Raw genomic sequence first — 17,510 nt, forward strand, 5'->3', positions numbered from 1 at the left:
GGAACCGAGGAAAGGGGGATCCCATGGGGTACGCCCATGAGTACGCGCACGCCATCCTGCACCGCGGCCGCGTCCCGATGGAGCCCACCGACCATGTCGTGAACTGGGACGACGGCCCGCGCAAGGGAAAGTACTACCCGAACGCCGAGGCGTTCGCCCTGCCCGGCACCGAGGACCTCGCCGACGTCCCGGTCGCTCCGGGGCTGCTGCCCGGCACCGCCCGGGTCCAGGACGCCGACGGCTCGCCCGGGTTCGGCCTCCCGCTGCTGTCGGCGATGCTCCGGGACTCCTACGGGCTGACCGGGCGCCGCCTCGGCATCCAGGCCAACACCGACCTGCCCGGACTGCCGTACTACACCCACGCGAACTGGTCGCGCGGCACCGCGGGCGGCGGCGGGCTCTACCCGGTGAGCATCCACTGGGCGTCCGGCCCCTCCGGCCCCCTCACCCCGGGCCTGCACTACTACGACATCCACCGGCACGCCCTGCAGCGGCTGCTGGCCGGCGACGTCACGGACAGGGTCCGGGGCGCGCTCGGCGCGGACGCGCCCGCCGAGGCCCTCGAGACCGACCAGTACCTGCTGCTCGGCGTCAAGTACTGGCAGAACTCCTTCAAGTACAACAGCTTCTCGTTCCACGTGGTCAGCACCGACATCGGCACCCTCGTGCAGACCTGGCGGATCTGGGCCGCCGCCCGGGGCCTGCGGATCGCCCCCGTGCTGTGGTTCGACGAACCCCGGCTGAACGAACTCCTCGGGACGGCGGGCGAGGAGGAGACGGTGTTCGCCGTCGTGCCGCTGCACTGGGAGGGACCGGCACCCCGCCCGGACGCCGCCGCCCGCCCGGGCGCCCCCCGCACGGACCCGCGCCACCGGCCGGCCGCCCGGCACCGGGACGTCGAACGCTCGTGCACCCTGCTGGACTTCACCGCACTGCGCGAGATGCACACGGCCACCCTGGAGGGCGCCGCCGACCGGCCCGCCCCCGGGGCGCTGGCCGCCGCCGCGGCCCTCCCCGCCGCCGGCACGGACGCCGACGCCGTGGGCGTCCCCGTGGCTCTGCCCGATCCTGCCTTCCCGGACACCGGCGTCCGCCGCGCCCTGCGCGACCGCCGCTCCAGCTTCGGCAGGTTCGACGCCCGCCGTCCGGTCGGCACCGGGGACCTGTCGGCGGTGCTCGCCGCCTGCGCCGGGACCCGGCTGGCCGGCGACACCGATCCGTCCGGCGAGATCCGGCTCGCCAAGCTGTACGCCTTCGTCAACCACGTGGAAGGCGTGGAACAGGGTGCGTACGCGTACGACCCCGACCGTGACGAGCTGCGCCCGGTCGCCCCGGGCCCCCAGGGTTCCTTCCTCCAGGAGAACTACTTCCTGGCCAACTACAACCTGGAGCAGGCCGGTGCGGTCCTGGTGCCCACCGTGCGCACCACCGCGGTCCTGGACGCCCTCGGCGACCGCGGCTACCGGCTCGCCGTCGGCACCGCCGGAGCCGTCGCGCAGAGCTTCTACGTCGCGGCCTCCGCCCTGGGCCTGGGCGCCGGCGTGGCGCTGGGCTTCGACAACGTCTCGTTCGTCGAGCGGCTCGGGCTGGCGGACGGCGACGAGGCCCCGCTGCTCATCATGGCCCTCGGTCACGAACGGCCCGGGCCCGCCGACTTCCGCCACGAGATCGCCTGACGGCCGTAGAGGATTCCCCATGACACCCACAGAGTCCGGCGCCGCGGCCACAGCGGCAGGCGCCCCCACGGACACCGACGCGGCCACCCCCACGGACACCGGACCGGGCGCCGCCACGGAGCCCGGCACCCGCTGGGAGCTCGGCCGACGCTTCATGCTCCGCGCGGCCGGCCTGCCCATCGAGACGGTGCACGGCCTGCGGTGCCCCGCCACCCGCCGCTGGGCCGACGCCGTGCTGGCCGAGGAGGAACGCCTGACCGCCGCCGGGGCGGCCCTCAGCGACCTGCTGCACACCCTGGTCAAGTCGACCACCGGCCCCGAGGAGGACCCGGGCGACGCCGCCGTGCGCCGCGGCCTGATCAACCTGCGCCGGCAGGTCTTCAACAACCGGCTGCCCGCCGACACCGAGGCCGCCGTACAGCTGGTGACGGAGCAGGATCCCGAGACCGGTCGGCGCACCGCCCAGTGGCTGCACGACCGGGCCCGCCTCGAGGAACTGCGGGCCACCGGAGCGGACCTGCTCGCCGGTGAACTCCGGGAGAACCGGCGTGTGCTGCGCGACGTACTGACCGACGACCGGCTGCGCCTCGGCCTGCTGCTCGCCTCGCCCGCCCTCGACGGCCGGCTGGACGCCTACCTGCGCGACACCGGCCCGCGCCCGGGCAACCGGCTGCGCAAGATCGAGCGTTCCGCACTGACCTACCTGTACCGCACGGCCTGCAAGACCAGCCCCTTCAGCACCTTCACCGGTATCGGCCCCGGCACCTTCGCGGGCGACCCGTCGGACGGCGGGACCGCACTGCGCACCGGCGAGGACTGGGTGAGCCACGTACGGCTCAACGTGGTGGCGCTGGCCCGGCTGACCGAACTGATCACGGCCGACCCCGGCCGCCGTCAGGACCTGCCGGTGGTCCTCTCCCCGGGCTGGGGACGCGACGCCGACCGCATCCGCTACGTACGCCACGTGATGACCGCGGGCGACGACAGCGCCGCCGTCACCTTCGACGCGGTCCGCGACCGACTGTTCTACCTGCGCAGCAGCGGCACCCTGGAACGGCTCCTGGAATGGCTCGGCGCCCAGGACGCGCCGGTGCGCCACCGGGACCTGGTGGCCTGGCTGGAGACCGAGCACGACGCCGGACGCGAGGAGTGCGAACGGTACGCGTCGGCCCTCCTGGACCTCGGAATGGTGCAGGTGCCGGTGCTCCGCGCGGACGTGCACAGTCAGGACCCGCTCCGCTCCTACCAGGACGCCCTGCGTTCCCTCGGGGCGCCCTGGGCCGACCGGCTGGCCCGTCTGCTGGACGGCCCGGCCGACTGCCTCGCCCGCTACCCCGGGGCCGACGTCGGGGAACGCCGCACGCTGCTGAGCACCCTGCGCGGTCAACTGCTCGACGCGCAGCGGGAACTGGGGGCGGCCGAGCCGGCCCTTCCGCAGACCCTGGTGTACGAGGACGTCGACACCGGCGACGACCTGACCTGCGGGCCCGCCGTACTGGGCGGGGAGACCGGCCGGGCCCTGCGGGCCGTCGAGGGCATCCTGCCCCTCTTCGACCTGACCCTGCCCCAACGCATCACGCTGCTGGGTTTCTTCACCGCCCGCTACGGCCGCGGCGGCCGCTGCGACGACCTGCTCGGCCTGGTCCACGACTTCCACGAGGACTTCTTCGACCAGTACGTCTCCTTCACCTCCAAACGCGCCTCCTACGACGAGAACGGCACCTACCTGCCCGAGGAGAACTGGCTCGGGCAGAGCGAGATGAAGGCCCTGGACCGGGCCCGCCGCCACTTCCACGAGGGCATGAAAGACCTGTGGCGGCGGCACGGCACGGTGGCCGACGCTGACGTCGAGGAGATCGAACTGCCGGACCGGCTGCTCTCCGAGACCGCAGCTGAACTCGCGCCGCTCACCGGCGACTTCACACCTCAGAGCCATCACATCCAGCTGTCCTGTCCGCCCGGCGGCCGGCCGCTGGTCGTCCTCAACAAGTCCTACGGCGGACTGGCCTTCCCCTTCAGCCGGTTCACCCACCTCTACGACGGCGCCGGAGCGGACACCGCCCCGGCGGCGCCCGGCTTCTCCGACACCCTGCGCGAGGAGATGGCGGCCCGCCGGCCTGAGGGCACCGTGTTCGCGGAGGTCACCGGAGGACCGGTCAGCAGCAACCTGAACCTGCACGGCCGTCTGACCGACCACCAGATCGTCTGCCCGGGCGAGACCAGCACGGTGCCCGAGGACGCCCGGATCCATCTCGACGACCTCTCCATCGAGCACGACGAGCAGGCCGGCCGCCTGGTCCTGCGCTCCCGCCGCCTCGACCGTGAGGTCGTGCCGGTCTATCTCGGATACCTCGTGCCGATCGCGCTCCCCGAGATCCCGCGCACCCTGCTGCTCCTCTCCCCCAGCACCATGGCCCCCTTCGACGTGTGGGCGGGGGTGCCCGAGGGCGAGGCCGAGACCGGGGTCACCCGCAGGCCCCGGGTCCGGCACGGGAACGTGGTGGTCAGCCGACGCAGCTGGACCGCGGACGCTCAGGGCCTGCCGGCCCGCCGTCCCGGAGCCGGGGAGGAGGAGCACTACCTGGAGTACCGTCGCTGGCAGCGCGTCCACGGCCTGCCCGACCGCTGCTTCGCCACGGCCTCCCACCCCGACCAGGGACCGATCGGGGCCAAGCCCGTCCACGTCGACTTCGACAGCCCGCTCTCCCTGTCCGCGTTCGACGCCCTGGTGGAGCGCAAGCCGGGCACCCGGGTGACCTTCCGGGAGATGCTCCCCGCCGAGGACGGGCTCCACCTCACCTCCCACCGCGGCCGGCACGTGGCCGAGCTCGCCGTGGAGACCTTCACCACTCGCCGACTGCCGCAGTCCGAACCGGAGGCCGCCCCGTCATGCCCGAACTGACCGAACCCGCGGCCTTCCGGCCGGACCCCGAGGGCACCGGTCCCTCGCCCTGGCTCGCGCTGCACGTCTTCTACGCCGCCAACCCCCAGCCGCTGCTGGTGAAATGCGTCCGCCCGCTGGTCGACCGGCTCACCGAGGACGGGCTGCTGTCCGGCTACTTCTTCATCAACTACTGGTTGGAGGGGCCGCACATCAGGCTGCGCCTGCGCCCGAGCGGCCCCGACGCCGAGGCCGAGGTGCGCCGCCGCACCGAGGAGGCGGTCAACGACTTCCTGAAGGCCCGCCCCGCCCTCTACGAGGTCGACTCCGGCTTCCTCAAGGACTTCTACAACTCCCTCTTCGACATCGAGTTCCCCGGCGAGGACCGGGCCAAGTACATGGGCCCGGACGGCCTGATGAACCTCAGACCGAACAACTCCTTCTCCTACGAGGTCTACGCCCCCGAGTACGCCAAGTACGGCGGACCGGCCGGGGTGGACCTCGCCGAATGGCACTTCCGCCACTCCAGCGACCTGGTCCTGGAGGCGTACCGGAGCATGAACCTGCACCTGCGGACGGTGCTGCTCGGTACCTCCGCCCAGCTGATGATGGTGATGGCAAGCTGCTTCCTGCCCGAGGAGGAACGGCTCGCGGACTACCTCGACTCCTACTACGCCTTCTGGCACCGGCTGTTCCCCGGCACCAACTTCATCGGGTCCACCGAGTACGAGCGCACCTACGAGCGCATGGCGCCCTCCCTCGGCGCCCGGTTCGCACAGATCAGGCAGGCCGTGGCGAGCGGCGACCTGTCCCGGCTGCCGGCGTTCCTGCGGCGCTGGGCCGAACACTGCCTGGAGCTGCGCCGACGGGTGGTGGACCTCACCGAGCGCGGCGAACTGGCCTTCCCGGCCTGGGACGGCCCGGCCCGCGAGGACACCGGCCAGGAGCGCGCCGAGGACCCCGACGCGGCTCCTCTGGTGACCGTCACCCACGCGCCCGCGGTGCTGCCCCGCCTGCTGTCCCCGTACATGCACATGACCAACAACCGGCTGCATGTGACGATCCGGGACGAGGCGTACCTGGCCTTCATCCTGGGCCGGGTGCTGCGCGAGCCGGCCGACGGACGGCAGGACGCCTCATGAGCGCCACCGACCAGTCGCCCGCCGGCCAGTCACCCACCGGCCACTCCGCCGTCGGCGACCGCGCCACCGCCGGCCACGTGGCCGCGGACCGCGCCTCCGCCGCCCGCGCGTACCGCCCCGCGCTGCGTCCGGGCGTGCTGATCGGTCCGCCCCTGCTGCGCGGTCCGCGTACCGTCCACCTCATCAAGCACCCGGTCAGCGGTGCCGCGTTCGAGGTGGGCCCCAAGGAGCACTTCGTCATCAGCCGGCTCGACGGAACCCGCAACGTCGACGACGTCGTGGCCGAGTACGCGGCCCGGTTCCGCCTCCGGCTCCCCGAGGAGCAGTGGACCCGGCTGCTCGGCCTGCTCGGCACCCGCGGACTGCTCGCCGGGTCCCCGGACCCCGCGCCGCCCGAGCCGCCACCGGCCCGCACCGGCACCTTCTGGAAGGGCAACCGGCGGACCGTCGCCGACGCGCACCGGACCACCGGACGCCTCCACCGGCTGCTGCGCCCGCTGCTCCGCCCCTGGGCTCAACTGCCGCTGGTGGCCGCCGTACTGGTGCTGATCGTCGCCGTGCTCGCGGATCCGGTGGCCGCCCTCGACGGGACGTGGGAGCTGCTGACCCGTCCGCTCGTGCTGATCCCGTTCGCGGTCTTCCTCTGGTTCAGCATCTGCCTGCACGAACTCGCGCACGGGATCGCCGCCCGGCACTACGGCGGTGTGGTCACCGAGATCGGGCTGCGCTGGCGGTTTCCGGCCATGATGATGTACTGCACGGTCGACAACTACCTGTTCCTGCCGGGTCTGCGGGCGAAGTTGGTGGTCGCCGCCGCGGGCGCGTACGTCAACCTGCTGCTCCTGCTGCCCTTCGCGCTGTGGTGGGCGTTGCTGGACCCGGCCGCCCCGGGCCGCCCGGTGCTCACCGGGATGCTCTTCGTCGGCATGGTGCAGGCCCTGAGCAACCTGGTCCCGCTGCCGCCGCTGGACGGGTACCGCATGCTCGGCCACACCGTGGGCGCCGCCAACCTCGCCCCGGAGACGGGGACTTACCTGACCCTGCGCAGGCGCGGACGGGACGCCGTCGCCGCCTACCCGCGGCGCGCCCGCCGTCTCTACACCTCCTACGCCGTCACGGCCGCCGCCCTCGTCCTGCTCGCGGTGGCCGGAACCGGCACCGCCCTCGTCCTCCTCCTGCTCCGATGACGTCCCCACCCCGAAAGATCACGCAACTCATGAATGAGGTACCCCTATGACCTCTCCCTCCCCCACCGCAGACCGCGGAGCCGGGCCGGCCGTCTCGGTCGGTGACGTGACCAAGAGTTACGGCGACCGTCGGGCCGTCGACGGGGTCTCCCTGGACGTCCGGCGCGGCGAGTTCTTCGGGTTGCTCGGTCCCAACGGCGCCGGGAAGTCCACCCTGGTGGAGATCATGGAAGGGCTGCGCAAGGCCGACTCCGGCTCGGTCACGGTGTTCGGCGAGTCGCCCTGGCCGCGCAACACCGCTCTGCTGCCGCGCATGGGCGTGCAGACCCAGTCGTCGGCGTTCTTCGTGCGGCAGACCGTCCACGAGCACCTGCGGACGGTGGCGGCCCTGTTCGGCGCGGAGCGCGCCGCCGTCGACGCCACCCTGGACGCCGTCGGCCTCGGCGGGCGGCACCACGTCCGGGTCGACGACCTCTCCGGCGGCCAGCGGCAGCGGCTCGCCATCGCCTCCGCGCTGGTCCACGGACCCGAGCTGATCTTCCTGGACGAGCCGACCGCCGCGCTCGACCCGGAGGGCCGGCGCGCCCTGTGGGAAGTCCTGCGGGGCCTCAAGGCGCAGGGCCGGACCATCGTGTACACCACCCACCACCTGGACGAGGCGGAGGCGCTCTGCGACCGCGTCGGCATCCTGGTGGCCGGCCGGCTCGTCGTCACCGACGAACCGCAGCACCTGATCGGAACCTTCGGCGCCACCAGCCGGATGCTGGTGCCGCTCGGCCGGATCGACGAGCGGAAGGCCGCGTCCCTCCCCGGCGTGGACGCCGTCACCGTGCAGGGCGGACACCTCGTCCTGGAGACCCGCGCCACCGGCAAGGTCCTCGCCGCCCTCGACGCCGTCACCGGTCTGGACGGCGTGCAGACCCGCACCCCCAGCCTCGAGGACGTCTACCTCGACATCACCGCCCGGCAGGACCCGCAGACCCCCCTCGCCTCGAACAACCAGGAGCACCAGGTATGAGCGCCTACACCGCGCTGACCGCGGCGGGCTACCGCGCCCAGGTCCGGGACAAGACGACCGTCTTCTTCACCTTCGCCTTCCCGCTGATCTTCCTCGTCGTCTTCGGACTCATCTTCCGGGGCCAGGCCGTCGAGGAGAGCGGCTTCTCCTACCTCTCCTACACCGCCTCCGGAGTGCTCTCCTGGGGCGTCGCCAACGCCGCCGTCTTCGGCATCGGGTTCACGCTGATGCAGTGGCGCGCGGACGACATCCTGCGGATGATCCGCATGTCGCCGGCCCCGCTGTCCTCCGTCATCGGGTCCCGCTACGTCCTGGCCCTGGGCGTGGGGCTCGTCCAGTCGGTCCTGTTCGTCGGGGTGGCGATGCTCCCCGGGTTCGACCTGGTGCCCGCCTCCCGGTGGCCCCTGCTGATCCCCGTCATGGTCCTCGGCATCACCACCTTCCTGCTGCTCGGGGTGATCGTCGGCAGCATCGCCGACACCCCGGAGTCGGTCGCCGGCATCGCCAACTTCCTGATGCTGCCGATGGCCTTCCTGTCCGGGTCGTTCTTCCCGCTGGACGCCATGCCGGACTGGCTGCAGAAGATCTCGCTGGTCATGCCGTTGCGCTATCTCAACGACGCGGTGTCGGCCGCCCTGATCGGCCGCGGCGACCTCGCCGACATCGGCACGGGGTCTCTCGGGCTCGTCGCGTTCGCCGTCGTCTTCGGGGCGATCGCGGCGCGCGCCTTCCGCTGGACGAAGACCTCATGACCACCGCGACCCGCCCGCTCCCGCATCCGATGGAGGAGGCCCGGGGCACCCTCCAGGCCTTCCTGGACGGCCGCTTCGGCGCCGACGCCCCCCGGGTCGTGCCGGTCGGTGCCGTCGGCGCGGGCGGCGGGGACGCCGGGGCCCGGGACCCGTGGGCCGCACAGCGTCCGACGGCGCTGGTCCACGTCAGTGCCTCGGCGGTCCTGCTCGGCCCCTGGGGAGGCGACGGCGAGGCTCCCGCCTGCGGCCGCTGCCTCGCCCTGCGGTGGCAGCGGCTGCGCAGCCGCAGTGAGCGCAACGCCCTGGAGACCGGCGGCGCCGACGGGCCCCGCCCGGCCGGCGCCTGGCCGCTGCTCACCGGTCACGTCCACGACACCGTGGCCGCGCTGTGCGAGGCCCTGCTGCACGGACCGCGCCCGGCGCCTCCCGCCGAGCACCCGGCGGACCGCGCCCTGCCCCAGGTGACCCGGCTGGACCTGACGAACCTGCTGGTCAGGACGTACCCGCTGCTCGCCGACCCGCTGTGCCCGGACTGCGGCCCCCGTGCCCGGCCCCAGTCGGCGGACGAGGTCCAGCCACTCGCCCCCGCTCCGCGTCCCAAACCGGATCCCGGCACCTACCGGCTGCGCTCGGCCTTCGCGTACCCGCTGCCCACGGACGCCCTGGCCAACCCGGTGTGCGGCGCCCTGGGCGCCGGGACCTGGACGGACGTCACCTCGTCCACCACGGCCCCGGTGGCCGGCAGCGCGTTCGTACGGGGGTACGCGGGGCTCCACGACGTCACCTGGAGCGGGCAGGAGAACTCCTTCGCCACCAGCCGCCGGCTCGCGTTCCTCGAGGGTCTGGAACGGTACGCGGGAACCCACCGGCGCGGCGGCTCGGCACCGGTGATCGGCTCGTACGACGAACTGGGGTCCGACGCGGTCGACCCGGCGGTGTGCGGCCTGTACAGCCCGGAGACCTACCGGGACGACCCCTCGGTCGAGCCCTTCGACCCGGGCCGGCCCATCCCCTGGGAGTGGGGCTGGTCGCTGCGGGACGAGCGCGCCGTCCTGGTGCCCTCGCGGCTGGTCTACTACAGCATCCCGCTGGCCGACGACAACTTCGTCTTCGAGTGCTCCAACGGCTGCGCCATCGGCGGGTGCCTGGAGGAGGCCGTCCTGGGCGGCCTGCTCGAACTCGTCGAGCGGGACTCCTTCCTGAACGGCTGGTACGGCGCGGTCCGGCTGCCCCGCATCGACCTGGAGACGGTCGGCAGTCCCACGGCGGTCGCCATGGCCGAGCGGGCCGCCCTGCAGGGCTACGACGTCCACGCCTTCGACAACCGGATCGACCTGGCGGTCCCGGCCGTCACCGTGGTCGGCGTCCGCCGGGACGGGGGCCCGGGCACCCTGTCCTTCGCGGCCGCGGCCTCACTGGACCCGAGGTCCGCGGTCGAGGGGGCCCTGTCCGAAGTGCTGAGCTACATCCCGCACCTGGCCCGGCAGACCGCCGAACGCCACGGCGAACTGGAGGCCATGGCCGACGACTTCTTCCTGGTGCGCCACCTGAAGGACCATCCCCAGCTCTACGGACTGCCCCGCATGGCCGCGTACGCGCGGAGCTACCTGGAGCCGTCCGAGGCCCGCCCCTTCGACGAGGTGTACCGGGACTGGGAGAGCCACGGCCGCCCCCGCACCGGCGACCTGCGCGACGACGTCGCCGTGGTCCGGGACGAACTGGTCCGGGCGGGCCACGACGTCATCGTCGTCGACCAGACCTCGCCCGAGCAGGAACGGATGGGGCTGCGGACGGTGAGCACGGTGGTGCCGGGGCTGCTGCCGATCGACTTCGGCTGGAACCGGCAGCGGGCCCTGCTGATGCCCCGGCTGCGCACCGCGCTGCGTCGCGGCGGGCACCGGGACCGCGACCTCACCGACGCGGAGATCCGCCGGGCCCCGCACCCCTTCCCCTGAGCCCATCTCCCGGGCCTCCCCGCGCCGCGGCGGAGGCCCGGCCGTTTTCCGGAGCACGTCCATGACTTCACCGTCCCACCACGCCCCGGTCCCGGCGCCGGCCGGCCCCGGGGCCCCGCCCGCACCCGGACCCGGCTCGCTGCCGCCGGGCGCCGAGCACCTCCTCACCCGCGTCGGGGAGGTGCTGAAGCCCGCCCTCACGCACTACCTGGACCTGCACGCGCACCCGGAGGTGTCCGGAGAGGAGGCCCGCACCGCGGACCGCTTCGGCTTGCGCCTCGCGGCGGCCGGCTGCGAGCTCACCCACGGGGTGGGCGGCCACGGCGTCGTCGGGGTGCTCCGCAACGGGGACGGCCCCCGCGTCTTGCTGCGGGCCGAGCTGGACGCGCTCCCGATGCGCGAGCGGTCCGGGCTGCCGTACGCCAGCCGCAACGACGCCATGCACGCGTGCGGCCACGACCTGCACCTGGCCGCGGCGGCCGGTGCCGCGGACCTGCTCGCCCGTCTGTCCGACCGGTGGCGGGGCACCCTGCTGGTGGTGGGGCAGCCGGCCGAGGAGACGCTGGCCGGGGCCGGGGCCATGCTGCGCGACGGCCTGTACGAACGGTTCGGCAGACCTGATGCCGTCCTCGCCCAGCATGCCGCGCCGATGCCCTCCGGCACCGTCGCGCACGCGACGGACCGGGCGCCGATGGCGGCGGCCGGCGCGGTGCTCGACGTGGTGCTGCACGGACGCGGCGGTCACGTCGCCACCCCGCACCTGGCGGTGGATCCGGTCGTCACCGCGGCAGCCGTCGTCACCCGGCTCCAGAACGTCGTCGCCCGCGAGACCGCACCCGCCGACCAGGTGACGCTGACCGTGGGGACCGTGCGGGCCGGAACGGCCGCCAACGTCATACCGGACCACGCCGTGCTCGGCGTCGCGGTCCGCGCGGCCGGCGATGCGTCCCTGGACCGGGCGCTGGCCGCGGTGCGCCGCATCGTGCGCGCCGAGAGCGCCGCGGCGGGCGCGCCCCGGGAACCCGAGGTGACCGTCGCCTCCCGCTCGGCGGCCCTGTGGTGCGACCCCCACACCACCGACTCGATACGGCGGGCCCACACGGGACTCCTGGGGCCCGCACGGGTGCTGCCCTGGCCGGGATCGATGGCCACCGAGGATTTCCCCTTGTTCGGGGACGCCGGAGCCGCGATCCACGGGGAGCGCGGAATCCCGCTGGTCTACTGGATGCTGGGCGTGGCAGACCCGGACACATGGCGCCGGACCACGTCCGACGGGACCACGTCCGACGGACCGGACGCCGCACCATCGCCGGCCCCGAACCACTCCCCGCACTTCGCCCCGCACATCGGCAGCGCCCTGCGCCCGGCGATCGCCGCGCTGACCATCGCGGCACTCGACCGGTTCGCCGCCGCGTGAAGGCCCGACCGCACGCGCTCGGCCACGGATCCGTGGATCCGTCGTGGATCAGCGCGCGGCGGTGCCCAAGCGGGGGGCGGTGGGCTCCAGGCGGACGACGACGGCCTTCGACGCCGGCTGGTTGCTGATCTCGGCGACGCTGTCGAGCGGTACCAGGACCTGGGTCTCCGGGTAGTACGCGGCGGCACAGCCCCGTGCGGTCGGGTACGGAACCACCTTGAAGTCCTCGGCGCGGCGCTCGGTGTCGTCCGTCCACACGCCGACCAGGTCCACCCACTGTCCCTCGGTCAGGCCGAGTTCCGCCAGGTCGCCCGGGTTGACGAGGACCACCCGGCGGCTCCCGTGGATGCCCCGGTAACGGTCGTCGGTGGTGTAGGGAACGGTGTTCCACTGGTCGTGCGAGCGCAGGGTCTGCAGCAGCAGGTGTCCCTCGGGGACGCCCGGCGTCTCCCCGGTGTTGCGGGTGAACAGGGCCTTGTCGGCAGCGGTGTGGAACACGCCCTCGTTGACCGGGTTCGGCAGTTGGATGCCGCCGGGGCGGACCACGCGCCGGTTGAAGTCGTGCAGCCCCTGCACGATGCGGGAGATCCGGTCACGGATGGCCCCGTAGTCCCCCTCGAACTGCTCCCAGGGGACGTCGACGCGGCCGTCGAGGGTGCGGCGGGCGAGCCGGCACAGGATGGCGACCTCGCTGAGCAGCAGGGGGGAGGCCGGCCTCAGGCGGCCACGGGAGGTGTGCACCTCGCTCATCGAGTTCTCGACGGTGACGAACTGTTCCCCGTGGGCCTGGATGTCCCGTTCGGTGCGGCCGAGGGTCGGCAGGATCAGCGCGGTGTCGCCGCACACGGTGTGCGACCTGTTGAGCTTGGTCGAGATGTGGGCGGTCAGCCGGCACCTGCGCATGGCGTCCTCGGTGACCGCGCTGTCCGGGACGGCCCGGACGAAGTTGCCGGCCAGGCCGAGGAAGACCTTGATGCGGCCCTCGCGCATCGCCCTGATCGAGTTCACGGAGTCCAGTCCGTGGGCGCGCGGCGGGTCGAAGCCGAACTCCCGCTGGAGCGCGTCGAGGAACGAGTCCGGCATCCGCTCCCAGATGCCCATGGTGCGGTCGCCCTGCACATTGCTGTGCCCCCGGACCGGACAGGCACCGGTGCCCGCCCTGCCCAGGTTGCCGCGCAGCATCAAGAAGTTCACGAACTCGCGGATGGTGGGGACGGCGTGCTTGTGCTGGGTGATGCCCATGGCCCAGCAGACGATGACGCGCCGGCTGCGCAGCACCTCGTCCCGGACCTGCTCGATCTCCTCACGGGTCAGGCCGGTCGCGGCGGTGACGTCCTGCCAGTCGACGGCGCGCACGTGTGCGGCGAACTCGTCGAAGCCGGTGGTGTGGGCGCGGATGAAGTCGTGGTCCAGCACCTGCCCCGGCCGGGCGTCCTCGGCCTCGAGCAGCAGCCGGTTCAGGCCTTGGAACAGGGCCATGTCGCCGCCGAGGCGGATGTGCAGGAAACGGTCGGCGATCTGGGTTCCGGGACCGATGACGCCGCGCGCCTTCTGCGGGTTCTTGAACCGCCTCAGTCCGGTTTCCGGCAGCGGGTTCACCGCGATGATGCGGGCACCGTTGCGTTTGGCCTCCTCCAGTGCGGACAGCATGCGCGGGTGGTTGCTGCCGGGGTTCTGACCCACCAGGAAGATCAGGTCGGTGTGGTGGAGGTCCTGGAGGCTGACCGTTCCCTTGCCCGTGCCCAGCGTCTCGTGCAGGGCGAAGCCGCTGGACTCGTGGCACAGGTTGCTGCAGTCGGGCAGGTTGTTGGTGCCGAACGCCCTGGCGAAGAGCTGCAGGACGAAGGCGGCCTCGTTGCTGGCCCGGCCCGAGGTGTAGAAGACGGCCTCGTCGGGGGAGTCGAGCGCGGTCAGCTCCTCGGCGAGCAGGCCGAAGGCGTCATGCCAGCTGATCGGCTCGTAGGTGTCGGACCCCGGCCGTTTGACCATCGGTTCGGTGAGCCGGCCCTGCTGGTTGAGCCACATGTCGGAGCGCCGGCCCAGCTCGGAGACCGGGTGGGTGCGGAAGAATTCGGCGGTGATCCGCCGCCCGGTCGCCTCGTCGGTGATGTGCTTGGCACCGTTCTCGCAGTATTCGTTGCGGTGCCGTTTCCCCGGGGCGGGGTCGGCCCAGGCGCAGCCGGGGCAGTCGATGCCGTCCACCTGGTTCATGGTCAGCAGCGTCTCGCCGACGCGCCCGGGGGACGTCTGCTCCAGGGAGTACTCCAGGGCGTGCACCACCGCGGGGACTCCCGCGGCCCACTTCTGGGGCGGGGTCGTGGTGAGCGCCTCCTTCGGCTCTTCGCCGGGGGGCTTCTTCATCGGCTTGCCTCTCGCGTGAACTCTTCCCGTCCGTGGATTCAGCCGACGGGCCAGCAGGGCACCTGGCTTCTGGACGGTTTCGGTTCCATGGGCTGCACATGTCCGTTGCGGATGGTCCCGCGCCAGGCCCCGCTTGCGTCCCCCATACCCTCGATGTACGTCTTGAAGTGTTGAAGCCCGGACCGCACCACACGGCGGGTCACCCCGGGGACGGCGGCGAGCACACCGGTGGCGCCGTGCGCCTCGGTCCGCACCCGCACGGTGATCTCCGTCGTGCCCGTCATGCTGCTCCGGAACGACACCTCGCCGCGGTGGGAGGGCCGCCGCTCGAGACTCCGCCAGACCAGATGCGAGTCGGGCACCTGCTCCACGATCTCGATCTCGACCTCACGGCGCACGGGTCCGACGCCGACGACCCACCGGGTGACGGTCGGCCTGATCTGGTCGACCCGCCGCACCCCGGTCATGAACCGGGGAAAGCTCTTGAACTGCGTCCATGCGTCGTACGCGGTCCGCACCGGGACCGCGACCTCGATCGTTTCCTCGACGGTGTGCATGACCCACCCATCTCCAGACGCCGTTCCCCCCAGTCTCAGTGCCCCCTCGACAGCCCGCCACACGTCTTGCTCCACGGCAGGACACGGCGGTCGGCGCAAGGCCCGAGGCCGTGGCCTCCGGTCAGGGCGTGAAGGAGTGCTACGGCTTCCCGATGGCTCGGCGATTCGTGGAAGCGCTCGTTCTGGAAGGTCCGCAGGCATGCGTAGCGGCTGCTTTCCGGTCCGCACTCACAAGCGCCGACTCTGCTGAGTGCCTCCTCTGCAACAGCTTCGAGATGCTCTCCGATACGGATCGTGTTGCCCGCATCACCCGGCGTGGTGTCAAAGAGCAGCAGCAACGGCATTCCGTCGGTTCCCGTGGACCGTGCCGTCGATGTCGTCCCGGCTGGCTCTGTTCACGGGTGGCGACAGCGGATGTTCGGTTCTTCGGGAAGCGCTCGAACCCCATCGTGCTCGATGTTCACGGGAAACGACGGCACCCCGGCCAAGGCGTCCGGCGGCCTGCTGGAGGCGCCAGAAGCGCAGGTGCTCGGGATCCAGGGCAGGTGGAGACGTTGAGCGCGCCCTTGCCACTCAAGACGGCCTTGGTGTGCGTAACGCAGGGTCAAGGGCTATGTGGGGCTACCAGGCCGGATTCGTAGGCGAGGACCACGAGTTGGGCCCGGTCACGGGTCTGGAGCTTGGCCATGGCCCGGTTGATGTGGGTTTTCGCAGTCAGCGGGCTGATCACCATGTGGCCGGCGATCTCGTCGTTGGACAGGCCCCGCGCGACCAGGACAACAGCCTCGCGTTCGCGGGTGGTCAGCTCTTCCAGCCCCGTGTCGGTGCCGGTGGGCAGCGGCTGGGTGACGTACCGGTTGATCAGTCTGCGGGTGATCGAGGGTGCCAGCAGGGCATCGCCACGGGCGGCGACGCGTACGGCGTGCAGGAAGTCTTCCGGCAGGACGTCCTTGACCAGGAATCCGGCAGCGCCGGCGCGCAGCGCGTCGAAGACGTATTCGTCCAAACCGTAGTTGGTCAGGATGACGACGTGCACCCCGGCCAGGGCCGGGTCCGCGGCGATGCGCCGGGTCGCCTCGATGCCGTCGATGACCGGCATCTGGATGTCGACGAGCGCAACATCGGGCAGGTGCTCTTTGGCGAGCTCCAGGCCCTCGCTGCCGTCGGCGGCCTCGGCCACCACCTCGATGTCGTCCTCGAGATCGAGAAGGGCGCGGAATCCGCTGCGGATGAGCGGCTGGTCGTCGACCAGCAGGACACGGATCATGACGTCCGGTCCACGGGGAGTTCAGCTTGGATGGTGAAGCCGCCTTCGCCGCGTGGTTCGGCCCGCAGCCGGCCGCCGAGGGCGGTGACGCGTTCGCGCATGCCGAGCAGCCCGAGGCCGGGTACCGGGGCGGTGGCCGGCGTCGCCTTGCCGTCGTCGTCGACGCGTATCACGAGGGCGTCCGGACGGCAGTCGATCCGGACCGACGCCGTGGCCGCGTCCGCATGCCGGGCAACGTTGGTGAGCGACTCCTGAACGATCCGGTAGACGGTCCGGTTCACCGCAGCCGACACATCGTGTCGCTGTCCCGCGATCGTCAGTGTCGTGTCCAGGCCGAACGTACGGGCCCACTCCACCAGTTCCGGGACATCGTCGAGCCCGCGCGGCGGGACCGTGTCGTCGTCACGCAACGCCTCCAGCGTCGCGCGCAGCTCCCGGCTCGCCTCGCGCCCGGCCTCCTGGATCGCCAGCAGGGAAGGCGGCACCTCCTCGCCCCGCCTGCGGGCCACGTGCACGGCGACCTCCGCCTGCACCTTGATGACCGAGATCTGGTGGGTGAGCGAGTCGTGCAGCTCCCGGGCGATACGGAGCCGTTCCTCGTCGGCGCGGCGCCGCGCGGTCTCCTCCCGGGTGCGCTCGGCCTCGTCCGCCCGCCGCTCGGCCTGCCGCAGCGCCTCTCCTGCGGCACCGGCCGCGACCAGCCAGGCGATTTCGAGGGCGCCTCGGGCCTGCGCGAACACCTCGCCCGTGTCGTGCAGTCCCGAGGCCAGGGCCGCGAGCGGCAGCAAGGCCAGCACGACCACGCTCACCGCCACCGTGACGGTGCGGTGTCCCGCCCGTACGGCCGCGTACACCGCGAACAGGTACGCGACGGCGGGCACGTCGAAACCGACCGCCTGGTACCCCACCGCGCACAGCCCGGTGACGGCCAGGACGACAACCGGAGCCCGGCGGCGTGCGCCCAGCGCCAGCCCGCCGATCGTCAGCAGCGCGTACCCGAGCAAGGCGAAGTCCGTGGCGGCACGCTGTCCGGACAGCCCGGTGACCAGCAGCACTGCCACCACGCCGACAGCGAGGGCCCAGTCTCCGAACCGGGCCCGAACGCCGGACTCCCCTGCACTCATGCGCGCACCCTAGCTGGCTGCCACCACGGGCGAGTCCCCCTCGGGAACGAGCGGCCGGCTACCGCACGCGCAGTACCTTCGCGCCTCCTGCACCGTCCGTGGCAGCCGGATGCCGCATCGGCGGCAGTGCGAAGTGTCTGCGTCCGCCGGACGACCGTGGGTGAGGCCGGCAG

At 72.5% G+C, this 17,510-nt stretch carries 13 protein-coding genes; 8 read left to right on the forward strand and 5 right to left on the reverse strand.

Annotated features, from left to right (window positions below; all coding sequences use genetic code 11):
* Positions 1–23 precede the first annotated feature (23 nt).
* The 8 genes from AB0I73_RS12020 (at position 24) to AB0I73_RS12055 (ending at position 12,028) form a co-directional block, all read left to right on the forward strand.
* A complete protein-coding gene (locus tag AB0I73_RS12020) occupies positions 24–1,676 on the forward strand; it encodes a nitroreductase family protein (protein WP_363036318.1) in 1,653 nt (550 codons plus the stop codon).
* A 19-nt stretch (positions 1,677–1,695) separates the two neighbouring features.
* Complete coding sequence (locus AB0I73_RS12025) at positions 1,696–4,578, forward strand: lantibiotic dehydratase (RefSeq protein WP_363036320.1); 2,883 nt, start codon at positions 1,696–1,698, stop codon at positions 4,576–4,578.
* Positions 4,566–5,699 (forward strand): lantibiotic dehydratase C-terminal domain-containing protein, encoded by a 1,134-nt coding sequence (locus AB0I73_RS12030; protein ID WP_363036322.1) that lies wholly within the window; start codon positions 4,566–4,568, stop codon positions 5,697–5,699. Before AB0I73_RS12025 ends, AB0I73_RS12030 begins: the two co-directional genes overlap by 13 nt.
* On the forward strand, positions 5,696–6,886 hold the full coding sequence (locus AB0I73_RS12035; protein WP_363036324.1) for a peptidase M50: 1,191 nt from the start codon (positions 5,696–5,698) through the stop codon (positions 6,884–6,886). The genes AB0I73_RS12030 and AB0I73_RS12035 overlap by 4 nt, the downstream gene beginning before the upstream one ends.
* 46 nt (positions 6,887–6,932) lie before the next feature.
* The gene (locus AB0I73_RS12040) at positions 6,933–7,904 is read left to right on the forward strand and encodes an ABC transporter ATP-binding protein (protein ID WP_363036326.1); all 972 of its coding nucleotides are present in this window, start codon (positions 6,933–6,935) and stop codon (positions 7,902–7,904) included.
* Positions 7,901–8,656 (forward strand): ABC transporter permease, encoded by a 756-nt coding sequence (locus AB0I73_RS12045; RefSeq protein ID WP_363036328.1) that lies wholly within the window; start codon positions 7,901–7,903, stop codon positions 8,654–8,656. The genes AB0I73_RS12040 and AB0I73_RS12045 overlap by 4 nt, the downstream gene beginning before the upstream one ends.
* The gene (locus tag AB0I73_RS12050) at positions 8,653–10,611 is read left to right on the forward strand and encodes a TOMM precursor leader peptide-binding protein (protein WP_363036330.1); all 1,959 of its coding nucleotides are present in this window, start codon (positions 8,653–8,655) and stop codon (positions 10,609–10,611) included. The genes AB0I73_RS12045 and AB0I73_RS12050 overlap by 4 nt, the downstream gene beginning before the upstream one ends.
* A 61-nt stretch (positions 10,612–10,672) precedes the next feature.
* Positions 10,673–12,028 carry an amidohydrolase gene (locus AB0I73_RS12055; RefSeq protein WP_363036332.1) on the forward strand — a complete coding sequence of 452 codons (1,356 nt, stop codon included), beginning with the start codon at positions 10,673–10,675 and terminating at the stop codon, positions 12,026–12,028.
* 48 nt (positions 12,029–12,076) lie between these two features.
* Here AB0I73_RS12055 and AB0I73_RS12060 read toward each other — a convergent pair whose 3' ends face one another.
* The 5 genes from AB0I73_RS12060 to AB0I73_RS12080 all read right to left on the reverse strand — a co-directional run bounded on the left by AB0I73_RS12060 (position 12,077) and on the right by AB0I73_RS12080 (position 17,337).
* Complete coding sequence (locus tag AB0I73_RS12060) at positions 12,077–14,389, reverse strand: FdhF/YdeP family oxidoreductase (protein WP_363036334.1); 2,313 nt, start codon at positions 14,387–14,389, stop codon at positions 12,077–12,079.
* Positions 14,390–14,427: 38 nt separating this feature from the next.
* On the reverse strand, positions 14,428–14,946 hold the full coding sequence (locus tag AB0I73_RS12065) for an SRPBCC family protein (RefSeq protein WP_363036336.1): 519 nt from the start codon (positions 14,944–14,946) through the stop codon (positions 14,428–14,430).
* 35 nt (positions 14,947–14,981) lie between these two features.
* Positions 14,982–15,290 carry a DUF1998 domain-containing protein gene (locus AB0I73_RS12070; RefSeq protein ID WP_363036338.1) on the reverse strand — a complete coding sequence of 103 codons (309 nt, stop codon included), beginning with the start codon at positions 15,288–15,290 and terminating at the stop codon, positions 14,982–14,984.
* A gap of 260 nt (positions 15,291–15,550) precedes the next feature.
* Positions 15,551–16,213 carry a response regulator transcription factor gene (locus tag AB0I73_RS12075; RefSeq protein WP_363036340.1) on the reverse strand — a complete coding sequence of 221 codons (663 nt, stop codon included), beginning with the start codon at positions 16,211–16,213 and terminating at the stop codon, positions 15,551–15,553.
* Entirely contained in the window at positions 16,210–17,337 is a 1,128-nt protein-coding gene (locus AB0I73_RS12080; RefSeq protein ID WP_363036342.1) for a sensor histidine kinase, read from the reverse strand. The genes AB0I73_RS12075 and AB0I73_RS12080 overlap by 4 nt, the downstream gene beginning before the upstream one ends.
* Positions 17,338–17,510: the final 173 nt, after the last annotated feature.

This window comes from Streptomyces sp. NPDC050388 (genome assembly GCF_040655635.1).
Taxonomy (GTDB): domain Bacteria; phylum Actinomycetota; class Actinomycetes; order Streptomycetales; family Streptomycetaceae; genus Streptomyces.

What these genes read in the sequence shown, in the direction of transcription:
- AB0I73_RS12020 (WP_363036318.1), top strand. Translation starts at nt 24, where the DNA reads ATGGGGTACGCCCATGAGTACGCGCACGCCATCCTGCACCGCGGCCGC.
- AB0I73_RS12025 (WP_363036320.1), top strand. Translation starts at nt 1,696, where the DNA reads ATGACACCCACAGAGTCCGGCGCCGCGGCCACAGCGGCAGGCGCCCCC.
- AB0I73_RS12030 (WP_363036322.1), top strand. Translation starts at nt 4,566, where the DNA reads ATGCCCGAACTGACCGAACCCGCGGCCTTCCGGCCGGACCCCGAGGGC.
- AB0I73_RS12035 (WP_363036324.1), top strand. Translation starts at nt 5,696, where the DNA reads ATGAGCGCCACCGACCAGTCGCCCGCCGGCCAGTCACCCACCGGCCAC.
- AB0I73_RS12040 (WP_363036326.1), top strand. Translation starts at nt 6,933, where the DNA reads ATGACCTCTCCCTCCCCCACCGCAGACCGCGGAGCCGGGCCGGCCGTC.
- AB0I73_RS12045 (WP_363036328.1), top strand. Translation starts at nt 7,901, where the DNA reads ATGAGCGCCTACACCGCGCTGACCGCGGCGGGCTACCGCGCCCAGGTC.
- AB0I73_RS12050 (WP_363036330.1), top strand. Translation starts at nt 8,653, where the DNA reads ATGACCACCGCGACCCGCCCGCTCCCGCATCCGATGGAGGAGGCCCGG.
- AB0I73_RS12055 (WP_363036332.1), top strand. Translation starts at nt 10,673, where the DNA reads ATGACTTCACCGTCCCACCACGCCCCGGTCCCGGCGCCGGCCGGCCCC.
- AB0I73_RS12060 (WP_363036334.1), bottom strand. Translation starts at nt 14,389, where the DNA reads ATGAAGAAGCCCCCCGGCGAAGAGCCGAAGGAGGCGCTCACCACGACC.
- AB0I73_RS12065 (WP_363036336.1), bottom strand. Translation starts at nt 14,946, where the DNA reads ATGCACACCGTCGAGGAAACGATCGAGGTCGCGGTCCCGGTGCGGACC.
- AB0I73_RS12070 (WP_363036338.1), bottom strand. Translation starts at nt 15,290, where the DNA reads ATGCCGTTGCTGCTGCTCTTTGACACCACGCCGGGTGATGCGGGCAAC.
- AB0I73_RS12075 (WP_363036340.1), bottom strand. Translation starts at nt 16,213, where the DNA reads ATGATCCGTGTCCTGCTGGTCGACGACCAGCCGCTCATCCGCAGCGGA.
- AB0I73_RS12080 (WP_363036342.1), bottom strand. Translation starts at nt 17,337, where the DNA reads ATGAGTGCAGGGGAGTCCGGCGTTCGGGCCCGGTTCGGAGACTGGGCC.